Raw genomic sequence first — 18,829 nt, forward strand, 5'->3', positions numbered from 1 at the left:
GCCCGAGCGCCCGGCCAGGCGTTTTGCCCAGGCGTCGGCCTCTTCCGTTGAATGGACCGCGTCGACGCCGCGGGTCGCGATGCCGGGATCCGAACCGCCCTCCGCCGCATTCTCCGGCATGGCGCGGGCGACGGCCAGGATTTCCGAGGCGTTGCCGCGGATGATCCTCACGGCGGCATCCTTCAATAACCTGCGGGCGGTCTCGGTCCTGAACCGGGTGGCGCCGGCCCCGACCGGGTCCAGCACCACGGGCTTTCCCTGGGCCCCCGCCGCCTGCCCGGCGCGGATCATGGCCGACACCCATTCCCGGGTCAGGGTGCCGATATTGAGGACCAGGGCTCCGGCCAGGTCGACCATCTCCTCGACCTCCTCCTCGGCATGGGCCATCACGGGCGACGCCCCGACGGCCAGGAGGGCGTTGGCCGTCAGGTTCATGACGACGAAATTGGTGATGTTGTGCACCAGCGGGGTGGTGTTTCGGACGGCCGCCAGGTTTTCCGCCGCGCGGTCGCTCAGGGTGCTCATGTCATTCGGCCTCGAACGGTGAGTGTTGATGCAAGGTGCCGCCTTTCAGACGACGATTTCGGCAAGGGGGCGCGAAACAAGCTTCCAGGCCACGGGCGGACGATCGACGACGCGGACAGGATCCTTGTCTGGAAGTCGATGGATGGCGCATTTTAGGCAAAACGCAGGGTTGTGTCAAGCCGTCCCGCAGGTCCGGTTCGCGTCCGGGTGGTCGAAGGGGCGCCCGAGACAGGGAGAATGGCGTGGATCTGTAGATCATCGGACGTCCGGGGCCTCCGAATTTTATTTTTCTTTATTATTTTTCTTGCATTTCTTACCCTTATTGTATATGGCACTACTGAATTTATATCATGTGACCGGGGAATGTTGTCAGATTATAGACCGGAATCCGGTTTTCGGGCTCGGGTCTTCAATAGGATACCTTGGAGGAGGTGTAGAATATCTAGGCCAAGACAAACAGACGGGGTGAACATCAATCGCCAGATCAGAGCAAAAGAGGTTCGGGTCATCGACCCGGACGGCAATCAAATCGGCATTATTCCGACCAACAAAGCGCTGGCCACCGCCAACGAATTCGGATTGGACCTGGTGGAGGTTTCTCCAAATGCCACGCCCCCTGTCTGCAAGATAATGGATTATGGACGTTACAAGTATGAACAGACCAAGAAGCAGCAGGAGGCCAAGAAAAAGCAGAGCAGCTTTCAGGTCAAGGAGATCAAGGTTCGTCCCAAAACCGGCGACCACGACCTGAATGTCAAGCTGGGCCACATCCGGAAGTTCATCGAACGGAAAGACAAGGTCAAGGTCACGGTCATGTTCCGGGGGCGGGAAATTACGCTCTCCGAGCAGGGGCGGGAGCTGCTGCAGAAGATTGCCGAGGAACTCGTGGAGCTTGCCACCGTGGAGCAGTACCCGAAGTTTGAAGGGCGCACCATGGTGATGATTTTATCCCCGAAATAACAGACGTTCATACAACACTTTCCTTCAGACCGATCCATCTGAATCAGCCGAACCGGCGGTTTTGATCATTTTTGGTGGCGTGTGCACATTAATACTGATGGCTCACGCCATCTATTATTTTATGTGGGGGATAATGAAAATAGGGAGATTTCTCCCTTTTTTCATGAACAAATGAGGTTGAAAGGATATAGAAATGCCGAAGATAAAAACGAATCGCGCGGCTGCCAAGCGATTCAAGAAAACCGGAACCGGAAAATTCGTTTTCAGAAAATCCCATGCGAGTCACATTCTGACCAAAAAAACCCGAAAACGGAAAAGAAGCCTGAGACTCAGCCAGATCATCGACAAAACGAACGTGAGAGAGCTGAAGCTGCTGATGCCCAACGGGTAACGTGACATCCAACGCATGCATGACAACAAGGAGACATTCCAATGAGAATCAAACGAGGATTCAAGGCGAGAAGACGCCGCAAAAAGGTATTGGCCCTGGCGAAAGGATTCCGGGGCGGACGCAGCAAGCTGTTCCGGACAGCGGCGGATGCCGTCGACAAGGCCCTCAATTATGCCTACGGAGACCGCAAGACCCGCAAACGGGACTTCAGGCAGCTCTGGATCGCCCGCATCAACGCCGGCGCGCGCATGAACGACCTCAGCTACAGCAAATTCATCCACGGGCTCAAACTGGCCGATGTGACCCTGGACCGGAAGGTCCTGGCCGAACTGGCGGTGTCCGATCCCGCGGCGTTTTCCCAGATCGCCACCCTGGCGGCCTCTCGAAACTGAACCTGACGGATCTGGGATCGTCATCCGCCGCCGGCGGATGAACCATCGTGCCGGGAGCGTCTGCCGCCGCACAAGGTGCCCGACGCCCGGCGATCCAATGGGAGTATCCGTGGAAAAGAACATCGAACACATCAAGGCCGAGGCCCTGGCGGAGTTGGCCGGCGCCTCGGACCCCGAAGACATCAAGGCCATCTCCGTTCGATATCTGGGAAGAAAGGGTGTCATCACCCATTTTCTCAGGAGCATATCCAGCCTGCCTGAGGAAGCGCGGCCCCTTGCGGGAAAACGCGCCAACGAGGTGAAGCATGAGCTGGATGCCGCATTCACGGGGGCCCTCGATAGGCTGGCATCCGAAGCCGGCGGCGGGGAGGACCGGATTGACGTGTCCCTCCCCGGCAGGATCCCTCCCCGGGGCGTCCTGCATCCGCTGACACAGATCACCCGGGAGATCTGCGCCATTTTCACGCGGATGGGGTTCAACATCGCCGAGGGGCCGGAGGTGGAATCGGATTATTACAATTTCGAGGCCCTCAACATCCCCAGGGACCATCCGGCAAGGGATATGCAGGACACCTTTTATGTGTCCGACGCCATCGTGCTGCGGACCCAGACCTCCCCCATGCAGATCCGGGTGATGGAAAAACAGCCGCCTCCGGTCCGCATCATCTCTCCGGGCAAGGTGTACCGATGCGACTCCGACCTGACGCACACCCCCATGTTCAGCCAGGTCGAGGGGCTCCTGGTGGATGAAGGGGTCAGCTTCGGCGATCTCAAAGGCACCCTGACGGCGTTCGTCCATCAGATGTTCGACGCCAAAACCTCCCTGCGGTTTCGGCCGAGCTTCTTCCCCTTTACCGAACCCTCGGCCGAGGTGGACATCCTCTGCGTGATGTGCCGGGGGAAGGGCTGCCGGATCTGCTCCCACACCGGCTGGCTGGAGGTGCTGGGCTCCGGGATGGTGCACCCGGCCGTCTTTGAAAACGTCGGATACGATACAAGGCGCTACAGCGGATTCGCCTTTGGCATGGGGGTGGAGCGCATCGCCATGCTGAAATACGGGATAGATGACCTTCGACGGTTTTTCGATAACGATTTTAGATTTTTAAGGCAGTTTTAAGATGAAAGTCAGCCTGAGTTGGTTGCGGGAGTACATCCCCGTCGACATGGACGTGGTCGAACTGGCCGAACGCCTGACCATGGCCGGCCTGGAGGTCGATTCGGTCGAGGACCGGTATGCCTGGCTGAATACCGTGCGGGTGGGCCGTGTTCTTTCGGTCGACCCGCACCCGCGCGCGGACAAGCTCAAGCTGTGCCGGGTGGATGCGGGGGACCGGACCGTCCAGGTGGTCTGCGGGGCGCCCAATGTGGCCCCGGGCATGACCGCTCCCCTGGCGCTTCCCGGCACCGTCTTTCCGGGCGGCAAATTGCTGGAGAAGGGGATGATCCGCGGCGAGGCTTCCGAGGGGATGCTCTGCAGCGAAGCCGAGCTGGAGCTGGGGATCGACGCCGGCGGAATCATGACCCTGAACGACAGGCAGGAGGCCCCGGCGGTGGGCGCGCCCCTGCCGGAAGCCCTCCGCCTTTCAGACGCCTCCCTGGAAATCGACCTGACGCCGAACCGGCCCGACTGCCTGAGCGTCATGGGGGTCGCCCGGGAGATCGGGTTCTTTCAGCACCGGAAGATCACCCGCCCGGAGATCCGCCTGCCCCGGGGAGAGGGCGATATCCGTGAACGGACCTCGGTCGCCATCGCGGCGCCGGAGCACTGTCCCCGGTACGCGGCCCGGCTCATCGAAGGGATCCAGGTCAGGCCGTCGCCGTTCTGGCTTCAGGACCGGCTGCTCTCGGTGGGCCTCCGGCCCATCAACAACATCGTGGATATCACCAATTTCGTGATGATGGAGACCGGCCAGCCCCTCCACGCATTCGACTTCGATCAGCTTTCCGGACATCGGATCGTCGTCCGCACGGCCGCGGAAGGGGAGACATTCACCACCCTGGACGGCAAGGAGCGGGCCCTGACCGACGCCATGCTCATGATCTGCGACGGCGAGCGGCCGGTGGCCGTGGGCGGCGTCATGGGGGGGCTGAACTCCGAGATCGAGGCCGGCACGACGCGGGTCCTCATCGAGAGCGCCTATTTCAGCCCCACCAGCATCCGGAGAACCGCAAAGACACTGGGGCTCGGCACCGACGCCTCCCACCGCTTCGAGCGGGGGGTGGATCCCGAGGGGACCGTCGCGGCCCTGGACCGGGCCGCGCAGCTGATGCTCGAAACCGGCGGGGGTACCCTCATTTCGGGCGTGATCGACGAGCGCCCCATCCGGGTCGGGAATGCGGCCATCGACCTGTCGATCCAGGCCCTCAACCGGCATCTGGGCACCGGGCTGTCCCGGGACGCCGTCGCCGGCATGCTGGGCGCCATCGAATTCACCGCGACCCCCTTGTCGGAAGATCTTCTGCGCGTGCTGCCGCCCTCGTTCCGGGTGGACATTTTCCGGCCGGAAGACCTGATGGAAGAGGTTGCACGGCTCTCAGGCTACAACAGCATTCCGGTCACCTTTCCCCGCCTTCCCGCAGAAGGCGTTCAATTCGATCCGCGGATCGTCCTGCGGAACCGGGTGAAAGACCTGATGGTGGCTTGCGGCTTTGCCGAAGCCATCAATTACAGCTTTGTCGACGAAGCCTCCTGCGATAAGCTTCGACTGAAACCGGACGATCAACGGCGGCGTCTGCTCCACATCCTCAACCCGCTGACGGAAGAACAGTCGGTGATGCGGACCTCCCTGGTCCCGGGACTCCTGGCTGGCGTCAGCCGGAACCTGTCCCAGCAGAACCGGGACCTGAAGCTGTTCGAAGTGGGCATGAGCTTTTTAAGCAACGGCCAGGACCGGCTTCCCGATGAAGTCGAGATCGCCGCAGGGGTTTGGACCGGCGCCCGGAGCAAGGCATCCTGGTTCACCCTGGAGGCCGCCTGCGATTTTTACGACCTCAAGGGGGTTGTGGAATCGCTCCTCTCGGGGCTGGGCGTTTCCGACGTGCGGGTTACGGCGGCGGAGGATCATGCGTGCGATTATACCCGGCCGGGCCACACCGCCGTCATCGATGCCGGCGGCGTGCGGCTGGGCATCCTGGGTGAGCTTCACCCGGAGGCGATGAAAAATTTCGGCCTCCGGCAGACGGCATTCATTTTCGAGCTGAACCTCGATCTTCTCCGGCCGCTCTTCTCGGAAACGAAACAGGCCCGTCCCATGCCGAAATTCCCGCCGACCGATCGGGACATCACCCTCATCGTCGATCGTCCCGTCGAGGCCGGCGCCGTGGTCGCGGCCGTGCTGGCAGCCCGGGAGCCGCTGGTGGAAGAGGCCTTCTTATTTGACGTATACGACGGGGAAAAGATGCCGGAGGGAAAAAAGAGCGTCTCCATCCGAATCGTCTACAGATCGCCTTCTGAGACGCTGGAAGATGAGGTCGTATCGCCCGTTCACGAGAAGATCTCAGCGGTATTGATGCGAACCTTCCATGCAACCTTCCCGGCATAATCTCCGCTTCTGACGCATTTTCCGCAGAACCAACCCCATGCACATCCCCCCAATCGACGGGGGGATGTGCGGTTTTCCGGCCCGGCCCGCCCGCAATGGCCAAAAACCCATCACCGGCCGGAATCCTCCGAAAAATCGAACACGACCTTGGGCGGCGGCGGGCCTTCCGTGCTGAGGCGCAGCCGGGCCGAAAACGACGACCCTTTCCGCGAGATAAACCCGGACAGCATCTCCGTCACCCCCTTTTCCAGGAGATCACACGCCATCGCAGGGGAGATCTGCTTCTGGGCGATGGTCCGCCAGACGACGAATTTGCATCCGCCGTCGGCCTCCCGCCAGTTGATGCAGCCATAGGCTTTTACCCCCTCGGTCACGTCGCCGCCGCAGGCCGGGCATTTGCCGATGGCCTTTGGCGGAGGGCCGCCCTCGGCGGCGGGGTCGTCTCCGAAATCAAACCGGACCTCCCATCGTTCCCCTTCGTGGACGAGCTTTAAGGTGGCGGTAAAAGGTTTGCCTTTCTTGGACATAAAATTGTCCAGCGGCCCCAGGCTCCCCTTCTGAATCAACTCTGCGGCCATCTGGGGGGTGATCCCTTTCCTGGCGGTTTCCTTCCAGATCACGAACCGGCATCCGCCGTCGGCCTCCCGCCAGTTGTCGCAGCCGTAGGATTTGGGGTTTTCAATGACATTCCCGCCGCACTGGGGGCATTTCCCGATGACGGCGGCGGTCGCGGGCGGGGTCGCCACGGACATGTCGCTAACCTCGATCTGGACCTGCCACCTGCCGTCGCTCTGGACGAGGCGCAGCATTCCGTCAAACATCTCCCCCCGTGCCGAGACAAAACCGGAAAAAGGCCCGGCCTGCCGGGTTGACAGCAGGGCGGAGACGGTCTGGGCGGAAATCCGCTGGCCGGCGACCTCGCTGTCCATGACGAACCGGCACCCGCCGTCGGCCTTGCGCCAGTTGGCGCACCCGTAATCCCGTTTGCCGGAGATGACCTCTCCGCCGCATGCCGGACACGGCCCCAAGCCTTTGGGGCCGGCTTTGAATTCTTCGATCATAAGCGTCACCATCTCTTTTATTTCGTTCAAAAAGTCCTCGTCCGAGCCGCCGCCCCGGGCGATCTGCTCCAGGCGCGCCTCCCATCGGGCGGTTTCCTCCGGGGATGCCAGCATCTTCGCCGTCTGAAACCGACGGAGGGTATCGACAAGATAACACCCTTTGTCCGTGGCCAGAAGGTGTTTTTTCCGACGGACCACATACGACCGCGTCAGGAGGGTTTCAATGATCTGCGCCCGGGTGGCCTGGGTCCCCAGCCCCACCTCCCCCCGAAAGATCTTCCGGAGGGCATCTTCAGACACGTAGCGTCCGGGATTCCCCATGTCCTTGAGCAGAAGCGCCTCGGTGTATTCGGGCGGCGGCTGGGTCATCCGCCGGTCAACGGCGGAGTCTTTCACCTCCGCCGGATCCCCCTGGGCAAGGGGCGGCAGATTTTCCGCGATCTCTTCCTCCTCGCCGTCCTTCTGTCGGTCTGTCCGCCCCTCGTTGGCGTAGACCTGCTTCCATCCTGGCCGAATCGTCCGGCGGCCCCGGGTCTGAAACGGCTCCCCTTCCACCGCCGTGACGACATCCGTCTGTTCGAAGGCGTGGTCGGGATGAAATGCGGCGGCAAACCGCTTCAGCACGAGATCATACACCTGTTTTTCAGGGGGGGCCGCATCCGCAGGCAGGGGGGAAAGGGGGATGAGGGCGTGGTGATCGGTCAGTTTTCCGTCGTTGAAGACGCGTTTGTTGGACGTTTGGATGAGGGTTTCCTCCACCCCGCCGAACAGTTCGGGATAGGTCTGGGTCAGGGTTTCGACCAGGGTCCGGATCAGCGCCACATTTCCCGAGCCCAGAACCCTGGCGTCGGTTCGGGGATAGGAGAGGCATTTTTTCCGTTCGTAGAGATTCTGGGCGATCTGTAAGGTGGCCTGGGCCGACAACCCGTACTTCTGGTTGGCATCCTGCTGGAGGTCCGTGAGGGCGTAAAGCGGCGGCGGCGGCTGACGCTTTTTCCGGGCGGAGACGGCGGCCACCATGCCCGTCCGGCCCAAGATCTTCTCCCGGATCTTTTCGGCATCCCCCTCGGCGGCCAGGCGCCGTTGATCGTCGCGGCACCAGGTCCCCCACCACTCCCCTTTCTCATTGGTGAAACAGACTCGGAGGAGCCAGAAGGGCTCGGCAACAAAGGCCTCGCGGGCCCGCTTCCGGTCCACGATGAGCGCGAGGACCGCTGTCTGGACCCGGCCGACGCTGTAGACGTCGTTTTGGGGTTTCCCCCGAACGGCTTTTTTCGAGGATGGCCCCCCGCGGGAAAGAAGGGTGGCGGCCCGGGAGCAGCTCATGCCCACGAGCCAGTCGGCAATCTGACGGGCCTGGCCGGCTTTCCAGAGCCGGTCGTATGCAGAGGCCGGTCGGAGCCCGGCCAATCCTTCGCGGACGATCTCCGGGGTGAGGGCCTGGCTCGTCCAGAAGCGCATGAGCCGATCCTCCGCGGCAAAGCCGGCCGCCATCAGGATGGTCCGGGCGATCACCTCCCCCTCCCGGCCCGCGTCCGTCGCGATGATCACCCGGTCCAGCGCCCCGGAGTCCAGGAGGCGCAGCACGACGTCGAGCTGCTTTCGGGTTTTGGGGATAGGCCGGTACTGAAACGATTCGGGGAGGATGGGTAGGGTGTCCAGGCGCCACGGCTTCCATCGGGGATCGTAATCCTCGGGCGCCGACAGCTCCACCAGGTGCCCGACAGCCCAGGTGACGATATACCGGGAATCCTCCATGTACCCCTCTTTTTTTCCGCGAATGCCCAGGGCATGGGCGAAATCCCGGGCCACCGAGGGCTTTTCCGTGAGGATCAGGGTTTTCAGGGGGCGATGGGCAGGTGGCTGTTTCATGAGCCGATCTTCTTTCCGTAGGGTTTGCGCTCGTGGAAGATTTCCCCGGCGGGGGGCCTCTCGCGGGGCGGAGCGGACCAGGTAATTTCCCGGTGCGGCTAGATCTTTTTGTCGTTCACCAGGTGGGCGAAATGCTCGAAGGAGCGGTCATAGGTCTTCTCGGCATCTTTGGGAAAGCAGCACCCTGGAAGCTGTCTGCTGTTCAGGTGATAGCGGATGCAGTCACAGCAGACACCTTGTTTGGGGCAACCGGCGTAGGTGCAGGTGCAGTTTTTCAGGTTTCGGTTTTTTTTGCATTCCATCATGATGTTCTCCTTCTCAGGTTACACGGCGGTTGGGGCGTGATCCCATGTCCTGTCCGATTTGCCGCACCCATGCACCCTCCGTTCCCGAGGGTACAACAGGGAGCCGGTTGGCGTCAATGGCGATGTCCGGATCATGCGGTCCCCCGGTTTTCGGATTTTCCAGATGTGCCGCTGTTCGGTGGAGGACAAGGGTTTTTCTTGACCTTGCCCGGTTTTTCCGTTACCGTGCAGGACAAAATCGGATGGACGGTCAGAGCAGGCGCTGCGCACTGAGCGTTCACGTCAACATAATGAGTTATGAAACAGGCAAAGCCACCCAGACTCAGCGGGTGGCTTTTTCTTTTTGGAGGCAACGATGCCCCGATTGCTCGTCATCGACAATTACGATTCCTTTACCTACAATCTGGTGCAGATGTTCCGGCGCTATCCGCTGGAGATCGGCGTTTTCCGCAGCGACCGGATCACCCTTGAGGCGGCCTCGCGTTTCGATCCGGCCTACATTCTCATCAGCCCTGGCCCCAGGGATCCTGCCCATGCCGGTGTTTCGATCCCCATCATCGCCGCCTTTCATCGGCGGATTCCGATCCTGGGCGTATGTCTGGGGATGCAGTGCATGAACGAGGCCTTCGGCGGCACGACCGTTCGCGCCCCGATGCCCATGCATGGCAAGACCAGCCCGGTCACCCACGATCGGCAGGGCCTTTTCCGGGCCGTCCCGTCGCCCTTCACGGTGGCGCGCTATCACTCCCTCGCGGTGCTTCCGTCCGGCGGCTCGCCGCTTCGGGCGAACGCCTACAGCCCCGACGGCGTCATCATGGGGCTTTCCCATCCGGAGTTCCCCCTTCACGGGGTTCAATTCCACCCGGAAAGCTTCCTGACGGAAAACGGGTTCGTGCTCATCGACAACTTTCTTGGCTTCGGCCCGCTGGGCAACGGCAGGGCCGGGAAACGGACGGATTCATGAAAGAAAGAGGGACGATGCCCGTCGGTATCACCGGTGTCCGGGAGATCGCCATCGACATTCAGGAAAATTTTCTGGCCTTCGCCGGCCGGTTCGCCCACACGCCCGGGACGGTCCTGCTCATGAGCGGCGGCGGGTTGGACTGCGCCCGTCACCATATCCTCGGGGTCCACCCGTGGCTGACCATCAGCGGACGGGGGAAGCGCCTGACGATGGCGTGGGAGGGCGGCCAAACCGTCCTCTCCGGGAATCCTTTTGACACTCTTCGGGGAATTCTGGATCGCTTTCGCCTGCAGCAAGCCCCGCCGGATACGCCCGTCGCTGCCGGGCTCCTTGGGTACCTGGCCTACGACCTAAAAGACGCCGTCGAGGCCCTGCCGCGAACCGCCGTCGACGATCTCTGCCTCCCCCACCTCTACCTCGCCCTGCCTTCCCTTCTGGTCGTCCATGATAAATCGACGGGAAGGACCCGGCTCTTCATGCCCGAGGGCCTGGGATGCCGGGGCGACTGGGCGGCGGCGCATCTGGCCTGGTTCACCGAAAAAATGTCGGCGCCTTTGCCCGAAGAGGGCGGTTTCAGGGGAAACATCGAGGGTTTTGCCTCCAATTTCCGCCGTCCGGAGTATATGGACGCAGTCGGGCGCATCAAGTCCTACATCGGGTCGGGGGATGTCTACCAGGTCAACCTGTCCCAGCGCTTCACCACGGACTTTGAGGGGGACCCCTTCGCCTTGTTTCAGCGGTTGTACCGGCGCAATCCCGCTCCGTTTTACGCATATATCCACGCCCGAGACCACCATATCGTCTCCACCTCCCCCGAGCGGTTCATTTTTCAGAACGGCCGGGATGTGGAGACCCGGCCCATCAAGGGCACCCGGCCCCGGGGGAAAACACCGGCAGAGGATGAGGCCATGGCCCGGGAACTCCGGACCAGCCCCAAGGACGACGCCGAGCTTTCCATGATCGTTGACCTGCTCCGCAACGATATCGGCAAGGTGTGCGCGGCCGGGTCGGTCCGCGTCACCGAGCACAAGCGGCTGGAGCCTTACCAGAACGTCTATCACCTGGTCTCCACGGTGACGGGAACCCTAGACGATGGCCATGGGTCTGTCGACCTCATCCGGGCCGCCTTCCCCGGAGGGTCCATCACGGGCTGCCCGAAGATCCGGTCCATGGAGATCATCGACGAACTCGAGCCGAATCGCCGGCATATCTATACCGGCGCCATCGGCTACATCAGCTTTCACGACACCATGGACCTGTCCATCGCCATCCGGACGGCGACCCTCCATAACGGGAGGATGATTTTTTCGGTCGGCGGGGGGGTGGTCTACGATTCCGATCCATCGGATGAATTTGAGGAAACCCTCCACAAGGGAGAGACGCTCCTGTCGGTTTTCCAGCGCGATGGGGGCGCGACGCAAGTTGAGCAGGCATGGGCATGGGTCAACGGAAAAATGGTCCCCATGGCGTGTGCGGTAGTACCGGCGGCCCATCCCGGCGCCCAGTACGGCCATGGAATCTTCGAGACCATCCGGGTCGACAGGGGCGTCCCCCGATACCTGTCCGAGCATATCGACCGCTTCAACCGGGCCTGGACCCACCTGCTTCCCGGCGAGAGCCCCGATCTTGCCTGGGATCTGGTCATCCGCCGGGTCATCGAGAAGAATCGGCTCGAGACCGGGATCGCCGCCGTCAAAATCATGGTTTTCAAGGGGAGCCGTGAACAGGCGCCCTTTGACCACACGCTGGTCGTCACCGCCCGTTCCTATGTCCACCGGCTGACCGGGCGGGAGACGGAAGGCGTTCGGCTCATCACCTACCCCCATCCCCGGGAAACCCCGCTTGCGGATTACAAAACCCTCAACTACCTTTATTACCTTCAGGCCGGCCACTGGGCCCGGGATCGCGGCGGGGACGAGGCCCTGATTCTCAATCCCGATCGGACGGTGTCCGAGACCCATACCGCCAACATCCTTCTTTTCAAGGGACGGGATGTTTTGCGCCCGCAATCGGCCCATGTCCTGCCCGGGGTCACGGCGCGGGTCGTCTGCGAGTATCTGGGCCGGGAAGGTTATCGCTTTCGGACGGTGGCCCTGCGCCCGGAGGACCTGCTTGACATGGACCTGGTTCTCCTGACCAACAGCCTCATGGGCGCCGTTCCGGCGGTCAGCCTGGACGGCCAGACCCTTGCGGTCTCACGGGAGCTCCTGGACGCGGTTTGCCGAGCGACATCCTGACCGATTTCAAGAAAAAGCGGTAGCCGGCAGAGGGGGCGACATCTGCCGGCTGCATCATCAGCACTGAAATGGAGTTTTCAAAGCGGGCGTCGACCGGCCATGACGGAAAAAAACGACGAGCTGCGGGGAGGTGGGCGGAGCATTCGGATCGGCGCTTTTGAAACCGGGGCTGCGTCACTTGGTCTTTTCGGCTTTTTCAGCCTTTTCCTTTTCAAGCAGATCCCGATACCAGCAGGAAAATTCAAACATTCCCCGATAGCGTTCGTCGTCATTGATGATCCCGAGGCATAATTCCAGGACCCCGCTGCCGTAAGAGTTGCTGTATCCCTCGAATGTGCGGGACTGCAGGAATTCCCGCACCAGCATCTGGGTGGTCCGCTTGCTCTGGTCGCGCCGGATGTCGATAGGGTCCTTGGGTTCCTGAAAGGGATCCCACTTATCGTATCCCACCTTTTCAAGGATATGTTTCTGGCGTCTCGACGACATGCTGTCAAAGACGGCCTTCTTTCGGAAATCCACCTCTTCCTGTGAGATCTTATTCATTGCCTTCCCCCTTTTCGGCGTCCGTGCCTTTTTCGGGTGTTGATTCATGAATGCCAAGGTATTCATCATCGTAGACGGTGAGAAGGGCCATCGACAGCGGCACCAGCATTTCGGACATCTTTACATATCGGCTTTTCAGCGCCTTGACCAGTTCATCGGATATCTGGTACAGCCGCCGCTGAATCAGGTCCAGGTTGACCGTGGGATACGGCTCCCCCGGTTCAAAAGCCGATCTCCCACAGGTATGTCCCCTTCCGCCGATCGCCGTGGGAATGCCGTAAAACCTGCAGGTGATGGGCCGATGGTCGTAGAGGCTGCACAGGTCCTGGGCATTGAGCAGGGGGCAGCGCGAGCGCTTCTTCGCCAGGTCCGCGAGAATCCCTTCTTCCGGCATTCCCGACTCCAGGGCTTTGTAGGCTTCCTTCTTGATTTTGTATGCCTGCCGGTCCGCGATATTGGCCTGGTCGATGATGGCCTCCTTTTCAGGCAGGCGGTCCGAATGGGTTCGGTTGAAGTGGTGGTTGATATAGAGGGCCTCCACCAGGGTCAGGTCGAACAAGGCGTGGCAGCAATCGGAGCACCCCTCCTCGCACTTTACACAGGCAGGGTATTCGTTGCGGACTTTTTCGAAAATCGCATCGGCCGCCTTCAGCAGCGCCTCATATTGTTCAAAAAGCGGCGAAAAATCGATCGTCATGTTTCACTCCTTTGGTTGCTGGCGGCAAGGGTCTTGCCGCCGATAAACCCCGACAGGGCATGGGCGCCTTCCGGCCGCGGGCACCCCCCGGGGTGTGTGGGGCGCGGCATCCTTATGTGTGGTGGCGCGAACCCCGCGCCTCGAAAATGTTCCACGTGGAACAATGGCCGGGGGTGCCGTTTTTCCGAAAATGTTCCACGTGGAACAGCTTACTTTCCGATACAGAACCGTTCAAAGATCTGGTCGAGAATGTCCTCGCGAATCGTGACGCCGATCACCTCTCGCAGGGCGTCATCAGCGGATTGGATGTCCATGTTGACCAGCTCGAAAGGCGTTCCGTTCTGGATGCCTTCTGCGGCGGACACCAGCGCCGCCGCGCCGTCCGCCAGGAGGTGCTGGTGCCTCAAGTTGGGAATGATGGCGCTTTCACAGGCGAGGGACGGCGCCAGGGCAATGGTTTCGATCATCTGTTTGAGGGCGTCGATCCCCTGGTCATGGAGCGCCGATATGGATACCCTGGGCATCGGTCGCCATGTGTCCGGCGGGGGTGCGGCGGGTCCGGCAGCATGGAGGTCGGATTTATTCTCCACCCATATGGCGGTTTTGGATTGGATCAGGTCATGGATCTCCTTGTCTTCATTCGTCAGGGGGCTTCCGGCCGCAGTCATGAAGAGGACCAGGTCCGCCTTTTCAATCCGGGATACGCTTCGTTCGATTCCGATCTGCTCGATGGGGTCCGCCGTGGCATGCAGCCCCGCCGTATCCGTGAGGAGGATGGGGATTCCGCGGATGACGAGGCTCTCTTCGATGAAATCCCGAGTGGTTCCGGGTATGGGCGTCACGATGGCCCGATCCCTTTCCAGGAGGCGGTTCATCAGGCTCGACTTCCCCACGTTGGGTTTGCCTGCCACGATCACCTTCAGCCCGTCCCGCAGGATATGTCCGGCATCATATTGTGCCGCAAGGGCCTGGAGGGGGCGGAGGGCCTCCTGTTCCAGCCTGACGAGTATGGATCGGCCATCGATCTCCTCTCCGACATCCTCGGGAAAGTCAATGGCCGCTTCTGTTTCCGCAAGGATTTCCCGAATGACCGAACGAATCGAGGCGACGTGATCCTTCAATGCCCCCTGCACCTGTGCGGTTGCCGAATGAAGGGCGCGCTCCGTCTTCGCGGTGATAACATCGATCACCGCTTCGGCCTGGGTCAGATCGATCCGGCCGTTTAGAAATGCGCGCCGGGTGAATTCGCCCGGCGCCGCCAGCACCGCCCCCTGCCGAAGGATGAGGTCGAGGACGGCACGAAGGGCCGCCGGCCCGGAATGCACATGAATTTCGAGGACATCCTCCCGCGTATAGGATCGGGGCGCCATCATCAGCACAAGAAGCGCTTCGTCGAGTACTCGGCCGGATTCAGGGGATACGATGTGGCCGTAATAGAAACGATGGGATTCGGGAAGAAAGGCATGCCGGCGCTGACTGCGGTCGGACCGCCGAAAGACGGCCTGGGCGATATGAAGCGCATTGGTGCCGGAGACCCGAATGATCCCGATTCCGCCGATCCCCGCGGGCGTCGCGATGGCAGCGATGGTGGTGCTATCCATTAAGAATAAAGATCTCTCCGAGGAGCACGACAGGGGCGGGGGGCCAGCCCCGGCCCCTGTCCGGTCGGGGCATTAAAAAGTCTGCTTCTTCCGCCGTTTCTTGGGAAAAATGACCAGCTTTCGGTAGAACCCGTCCCCGATGCTCTGGGTCCGGACGCCCTGGTCGTTTTTCAATGTCAGATGGATGATTCGGCGGTCATGGGCATTCATCTGGGCGATGGTGGCCGGTTTTCCCGTGCTCTTGGCCTTCTCGGAAAGTTTTCGGGCCAGGCTTTGCAGATTTTCCCGGCGGTTGTTCAAATAGCCTTCCACATCGATCTGGATGCGAATTCGATTGTCACTCTGGCGGTTGATGATCTTTTCAACAAGGTACTGGATGGCCTCAAGGGTCTGGCCTCGTTTCCCGATGAGGATGCCTGCATCCCCGCCTTCGATATTGAACAGGATGCGGTCCTCCCCCGTCTCGAGGCGGATCTCCGCACCGGTGGTGATGAAATCGATGATGCGCCGAAGGGCTTCCCTGCCCTTGACCACCTCCTCGGAGTCGAGATCGATCGGGGCTTTTTCGGGGCTGAACGCCTCTTCAACCAGCGAGGCAACGCGTTCGGATGTATCTTCGTCGGAATCCTCCGGTTCGTCGTCGTCGCTGTCGATCTCTTCGTCGGAATCCTCCGGTTCGTCCTCGTCGCCATCGATCTCTTCGTCGGAATCTTCCGGTTCGTCCTCGTCGCTGTCGATCTCTTCGTCGAAATCCTCCGGTTCGTCGTCGTCGCTGTCGATCTCTTCGTCGTCTGGGGCGTCCCAGGCATCAGGAGCGGCTTCAGCTATGGGTTCCGTTGCCTCATCCGGCTCGGCCGGTGCGGCTTTGACCTTGATATGATCGGGAACGGTGACGGAAATCTTTGCCTTTTTGACCCCGACAAGTCCGAAGATGCCGGTGGAACCGTAGGAAATAATGCGGTACTGAAGTTTTTCCACCGGAATATTCAGGGCTTCTGAGGCTTTTTCCAGGGCTTTGTCAACAGCCTTGGCTTCAAATTCCAAACTGGATGACATGTTTGATACCCTCCTTCAGTTAGGCATTTTTCCTTCCAATATAATACTGCTGGGCGATTGAGAGGATATTGTTGACCAGCCAGTACAATACGAGTCCGGAGGAGAAGTTGATAAAGATAAATGTGAACACCACCGGCATCATCATCATCATCTTGGCCTGGGTCGGATCGCCCGGAGGCGGAGACATCTTCTGCTGGAGCAACATCGTTGCGCCCATGATGATGGTCAGGACGGGGATACCGTAGGGAGGTTCCATGAACGGAATGGAGAAATCAAACTGGAACAGGCGGTCCGGTGCAGAAAGGTCGTTGATCCATCCGCCGAAAGGCGCGTGCCGCAGTTCGATGGCCTCGTAAAGCATGCGATAGAGCGCGAAAAATACCGGAATCTGAAGCACCATGGGCAGGCATCCCCCCATGGGGTTGACTTTATAGGTGCGGTAGAGCCCCATCAATTCTTCGTTCATCTTCTTTTTGTCGTCTTTGTGTTTTTCGCGGATTTCGGCCATGAGGGGCTGCAGCTTTTTCATCTGGTTCATGGAGCCGTAGCTTTTATTGCCCAGGGGCCAGAGAATTGCCTTGATGATGATCGTGAGGATGATGATCGCCACGCCGTAGTTGGGGATGACGCTGTAGATATAGTTCATCAGCCACAGACAGGGCTTGGCGATGATGTGGAACATGCCGAAATGAACGAGCCGCTCCAGTCCGTTGTTGTATTGACTGAGGATTTTCAGGCTTTTGGGCCCAAAAAAGAGATCGAAGGCGACGGTCTTCTGCGTGGCGGGGTCGACTTTCACTTCGGGAACGATGTATTGACTTTCGAGCAGATTATCATTGTTTACAGACAGATGAAGGCGGGCATCCTCGACGGCTTTCGGGATGACACCGGTAAAAAAATACCGGCTCTCAATGGCGGTCCACCCGATCTTGCCTTCGTAGGTATTCTTTTCTTTGATCGATTTTATCTTGATCTGTTCGAGGCCGTTGTTGATCAGGGCGCTCGGCCCTTCGAACCCGTAGCTCGCCTCTTTTTCCGGTGAATGTCCCGACAGTCCGATGGAGAGCATTCCCTCCACGGGCAGGGAGGTTTGGTTTTTCACCGTGATGTCAAGCCCCACTAAATAGGTATCCGGCGAAAACTTGAACCGCTTCTCCATGGTGATCCCGCCGGGGGAGGTCCATGACAGGACCAGGTCCTGAGGGGCGCCGGAAACCGACAGGGCGTCCTCGTAGGTCGCGGCGGTGAAGACGGTATGATCCAGATTCGGAAAATCGCCGCCGGAGAAGGCGGTATGGATGGTTCCGCCCGGGAGGTCCTTGGGAATCAGGGCCTTCAAGGGGGCGGATTTCTGGGCGCTTTCACGATAGTTTTTCAGGACGAGGCTTGTAAAGGCCCCGCCTTTTTCTGAAATCTTGGCGATATACAAAGGGGTGTCGACGGTGATGACCCTGGCGGGCTGGTCCGTCCCGGCCTGCGCCTGCTGGGGGATTGCGGGGCTTTGCGAGGCGGCGGTCTCAGACGACGGGAGGGGCGTGGCCGGAGCGTCGGCCGCTTTACCCGTTTCGGCGGTTTGGGTCTGGGGGGGGGTCGGCGGAACGCCCTCCTGCTCCGCCATAAAGAACTGCCATCCAAATATGATCAGAAAAGAGAGCGCTATTGCTAAAAATAATCGGGCTTGTTCCATGATCCTCTCCTAATACTCAAAATCAAACATGTTCACCTGCATGCTAACTCGCGATAAAGGCCCGCCGCGTGTCAATGTAACGATGGGGGTTGGAAGGCACGACCAGGCGGGCGCGCCTTCTGATCAAGGGACGGGATCGATTCCTCCGGGATGATAGGGGTGGCATCGCAGGACCCGTCTGATGGTGAGGACGAGTCCGTTGAAGACGCCGTGGCGCGAAATGGCCTGATAAGCATAATGGGAACAGGTTGGATAAAACCGGCAAGAAGGAGCCAACACGGGAGATATTAAATATTGGTACAGCCGTATGAGTATCAGTAAAATGTATTTAATGACTACCATTAGGTATTCTGTCAAAGATATGTTTCAGGGATGAAAAAACATCTTTTGTCGACAGACCCGCCGCCTGCTTTTTCGCAATGATATTAATATCCCAATGACCTGTTATATTGTGCTTGTTGAAACGAAAAAACTCACGGCACAGCCGCTTGATCCGGTTACGGACAACGGCGTTGCCGACCTTTTTCGTTACGGTAATTCCAAGGCGCGTCCGATCCTGGCTCCCCAGGCTGATGCTCACAAGAAAGTGCCTGCTGTGACAAACGTTATTCGAACGCGATAACCGAAGGAATTCGGAGCGTTTCAGTATCCTGTCGTCTTTGGTGAAAAAAAATCTCAACCGTGTCCGTATTCTCTTGGCCGATCGACCCCGGGCGGCGGTCCGTCGGCCATTCGATTCAAGCCGTCTTGCGCGCCGGTCTTATGCGGACAGGCGCTTTCTCCCTTTGGCCCGACGTCGCTTGATGACATTTCTGCCCGCCTTGGTGGACATCCGTTTTAAAAAGCCATGGGTTCTCTTGCGTTTGATCTTGCTGGGCTGATACGTTCGCTTCATTACCGGTACCTCTTAACCATTTAATATATTTTCTTTAAACTCCAAAAACCCGAACAGCCAAAAAGGGCTTCCCCTGACAAACACCTGTCGGGTATTTCCCT

At 59.9% G+C, this 18,829-nt stretch carries 18 protein-coding genes; 7 read left to right on the forward strand and 11 right to left on the reverse strand.

The window, feature by feature from the left end; all coding sequences use genetic code 11:
- The coding region (locus ACEW8N_RS11490) for a hydroxyethylthiazole kinase (RefSeq protein ID WP_373499964.1) at positions 1–525 on the reverse strand (525 nt) is incomplete at its 3' end.
- A gap of 471 nt (positions 526–996) precedes the next feature.
- On the opposite strand from ACEW8N_RS11490, the gene infC reads away from it, so the two are divergent.
- From infC to pheT, 5 genes are all read left to right on the forward strand, one after another.
- Positions 997–1,485, forward strand: a complete 489-nt coding sequence (gene infC / locus ACEW8N_RS11495; protein WP_373499987.1) for a translation initiation factor IF-3 — start codon at positions 997–999, stop codon at positions 1,483–1,485.
- A gap of 193 nt (positions 1,486–1,678) precedes the next feature.
- A complete protein-coding gene (gene rpmI / locus ACEW8N_RS11500) occupies positions 1,679–1,876 on the forward strand; it encodes a 50S ribosomal protein L35 (RefSeq protein ID WP_373499965.1) in 198 nt (65 codons plus the stop codon).
- 41 nt (positions 1,877–1,917) lie between these two features.
- Complete coding sequence (gene rplT, locus ACEW8N_RS11505; RefSeq protein ID WP_373499966.1) at positions 1,918–2,268, forward strand: 50S ribosomal protein L20; 351 nt, start codon at positions 1,918–1,920, stop codon at positions 2,266–2,268.
- A gap of 109 nt (positions 2,269–2,377) precedes the next feature.
- Positions 2,378–3,385, forward strand: coding sequence for a phenylalanine--tRNA ligase subunit alpha (gene pheS / locus ACEW8N_RS11510; protein WP_373499967.1), 1,008 nt, complete (start codon positions 2,378–2,380; stop codon positions 3,383–3,385).
- A 1-nt stretch (position 3,386) separates the two neighbouring features.
- Entirely contained in the window at positions 3,387–5,810 is a 2,424-nt protein-coding gene (gene pheT, locus ACEW8N_RS11515; protein WP_373499968.1) for a phenylalanine--tRNA ligase subunit beta, read from the forward strand.
- 110 nt (positions 5,811–5,920) lie between these two features.
- Here pheT and ACEW8N_RS11520 read toward each other — a convergent pair whose 3' ends face one another.
- Both ACEW8N_RS11520 and ACEW8N_RS11525 read right to left on the reverse strand, forming a co-directional pair.
- The gene (locus ACEW8N_RS11520; protein ID WP_373499969.1) at positions 5,921–8,743 is read right to left on the reverse strand and encodes a DNA topoisomerase 3; all 2,823 of its coding nucleotides are present in this window, start codon (positions 8,741–8,743) and stop codon (positions 5,921–5,923) included.
- A gap of 98 nt (positions 8,744–8,841) precedes the next feature.
- A complete protein-coding gene (locus ACEW8N_RS11525) occupies positions 8,842–9,048 on the reverse strand; it encodes a DUF6485 family protein (RefSeq protein WP_373499970.1) in 207 nt (68 codons plus the stop codon).
- 355 nt (positions 9,049–9,403) lie between these two features.
- Between ACEW8N_RS11525 and ACEW8N_RS11530 the strand changes: the two genes are divergently transcribed.
- Positions 9,404–10,012: an aminodeoxychorismate/anthranilate synthase component II gene (locus tag ACEW8N_RS11530; protein ID WP_373499971.1), complete on the forward strand. Its 609-nt coding sequence runs from the start codon at positions 9,404–9,406 to the stop codon at positions 10,010–10,012.
- The gene (gene pabB, locus ACEW8N_RS11535; RefSeq protein ID WP_373499972.1) at positions 10,009–12,249 is read left to right on the forward strand and encodes an aminodeoxychorismate synthase component I; all 2,241 of its coding nucleotides are present in this window, start codon (positions 10,009–10,011) and stop codon (positions 12,247–12,249) included. The genes ACEW8N_RS11530 and pabB overlap by 4 nt, the downstream gene beginning before the upstream one ends.
- A gap of 174 nt (positions 12,250–12,423) precedes the next feature.
- Here the strand turns inward: pabB and ACEW8N_RS11540 are convergent, their stop codons facing one another.
- The 8 genes from ACEW8N_RS11540 to rpmH form a co-directional block, all read right to left on the reverse strand.
- Positions 12,424–12,792, reverse strand: a complete 369-nt coding sequence (locus tag ACEW8N_RS11540) for a hypothetical protein (RefSeq protein ID WP_373499973.1) — start codon at positions 12,790–12,792, stop codon at positions 12,424–12,426.
- Positions 12,785–13,489, reverse strand: a complete 705-nt coding sequence (locus tag ACEW8N_RS11545; RefSeq protein WP_373499974.1) for a YkgJ family cysteine cluster protein — start codon at positions 13,487–13,489, stop codon at positions 12,785–12,787. Before ACEW8N_RS11545 ends, ACEW8N_RS11540 begins: the two co-directional genes overlap by 8 nt.
- Before the next feature lie 209 nt (positions 13,490–13,698).
- Positions 13,699–15,090 (reverse strand): tRNA uridine-5-carboxymethylaminomethyl(34) synthesis GTPase MnmE, encoded by a 1,392-nt coding sequence (gene mnmE / locus ACEW8N_RS11550; RefSeq protein ID WP_373499975.1) that lies wholly within the window; start codon positions 15,088–15,090, stop codon positions 13,699–13,701.
- Positions 15,091–15,162: 72 nt separating this feature from the next.
- Positions 15,163–16,146: an RNA-binding cell elongation regulator Jag/EloR gene (gene jag / locus ACEW8N_RS11555; protein WP_373499976.1), complete on the reverse strand. Its 984-nt coding sequence runs from the start codon at positions 16,144–16,146 to the stop codon at positions 15,163–15,165.
- A 19-nt stretch (positions 16,147–16,165) separates the two neighbouring features.
- Complete coding sequence (gene yidC, locus ACEW8N_RS11560) at positions 16,166–17,833, reverse strand: membrane protein insertase YidC (RefSeq protein ID WP_373499977.1); 1,668 nt, start codon at positions 17,831–17,833, stop codon at positions 16,166–16,168.
- 123 nt (positions 17,834–17,956) lie between these two features.
- A complete protein-coding gene (gene yidD / locus ACEW8N_RS11565) occupies positions 17,957–18,175 on the reverse strand; it encodes a membrane protein insertion efficiency factor YidD (protein ID WP_373499978.1) in 219 nt (72 codons plus the stop codon).
- Entirely contained in the window at positions 18,162–18,512 is a 351-nt protein-coding gene (rnpA, locus tag ACEW8N_RS11570; protein ID WP_373499979.1) for a ribonuclease P protein component, read from the reverse strand. Before rnpA ends, yidD begins: the two co-directional genes overlap by 14 nt.
- A gap of 81 nt (positions 18,513–18,593) precedes the next feature.
- On the reverse strand, positions 18,594–18,728 hold the full coding sequence (rpmH, locus tag ACEW8N_RS11575; protein ID WP_373499980.1) for a 50S ribosomal protein L34: 135 nt from the start codon (positions 18,726–18,728) through the stop codon (positions 18,594–18,596).
- Positions 18,729–18,829: the final 101 nt, after the last annotated feature.

This window comes from Desulfococcus sp., from assembly GCF_041737845.1.
Lineage (GTDB): Bacteria > Desulfobacterota > Desulfobacteria > Desulfobacterales > Desulfococcaceae > Desulfococcus.

Excerpts from the sequence above, each read along its gene's own strand:
- rpmI (WP_373499965.1), top strand. The coding sequence starts at position 1,679 with ATGCCGAAGATAAAAACGAATCGCGCGGCTGCCAAGCGATTCAAGAAA.
- rplT (WP_373499966.1), top strand. The coding sequence starts at position 1,918 with ATGAGAATCAAACGAGGATTCAAGGCGAGAAGACGCCGCAAAAAGGTA.
- pheT (WP_373499968.1), top strand. The coding sequence starts at position 3,387 with ATGAAAGTCAGCCTGAGTTGGTTGCGGGAGTACATCCCCGTCGACATG.
- ACEW8N_RS11520 (WP_373499969.1), bottom strand. The coding sequence starts at position 8,743 with ATGAAACAGCCACCTGCCCATCGCCCCCTGAAAACCCTGATCCTCACG.
- ACEW8N_RS11525 (WP_373499970.1), bottom strand. The coding sequence starts at position 9,048 with ATGATGGAATGCAAAAAAAACCGAAACCTGAAAAACTGCACCTGCACC.
- ACEW8N_RS11530 (WP_373499971.1), top strand. The coding sequence starts at position 9,404 with ATGCCCCGATTGCTCGTCATCGACAATTACGATTCCTTTACCTACAAT.
- pabB (WP_373499972.1), top strand. The coding sequence starts at position 10,009 with ATGAAAGAAAGAGGGACGATGCCCGTCGGTATCACCGGTGTCCGGGAG.
- ACEW8N_RS11540 (WP_373499973.1), bottom strand. The coding sequence starts at position 12,792 with ATGAATAAGATCTCACAGGAAGAGGTGGATTTCCGAAAGAAGGCCGTC.
- ACEW8N_RS11545 (WP_373499974.1), bottom strand. The coding sequence starts at position 13,489 with ATGACGATCGATTTTTCGCCGCTTTTTGAACAATATGAGGCGCTGCTG.
- mnmE (WP_373499975.1), bottom strand. The coding sequence starts at position 15,090 with ATGGATAGCACCACCATCGCTGCCATCGCGACGCCCGCGGGGATCGGC.
- jag (WP_373499976.1), bottom strand. The coding sequence starts at position 16,146 with ATGTCATCCAGTTTGGAATTTGAAGCCAAGGCTGTTGACAAAGCCCTG.
- yidC (WP_373499977.1), bottom strand. The coding sequence starts at position 17,833 with ATGGAACAAGCCCGATTATTTTTAGCAATAGCGCTCTCTTTTCTGATC.
- yidD (WP_373499978.1), bottom strand. The coding sequence starts at position 18,175 with ATGGTAGTCATTAAATACATTTTACTGATACTCATACGGCTGTACCAA.
- rpmH (WP_373499980.1), bottom strand. The coding sequence starts at position 18,728 with ATGAAGCGAACGTATCAGCCCAGCAAGATCAAACGCAAGAGAACCCAT.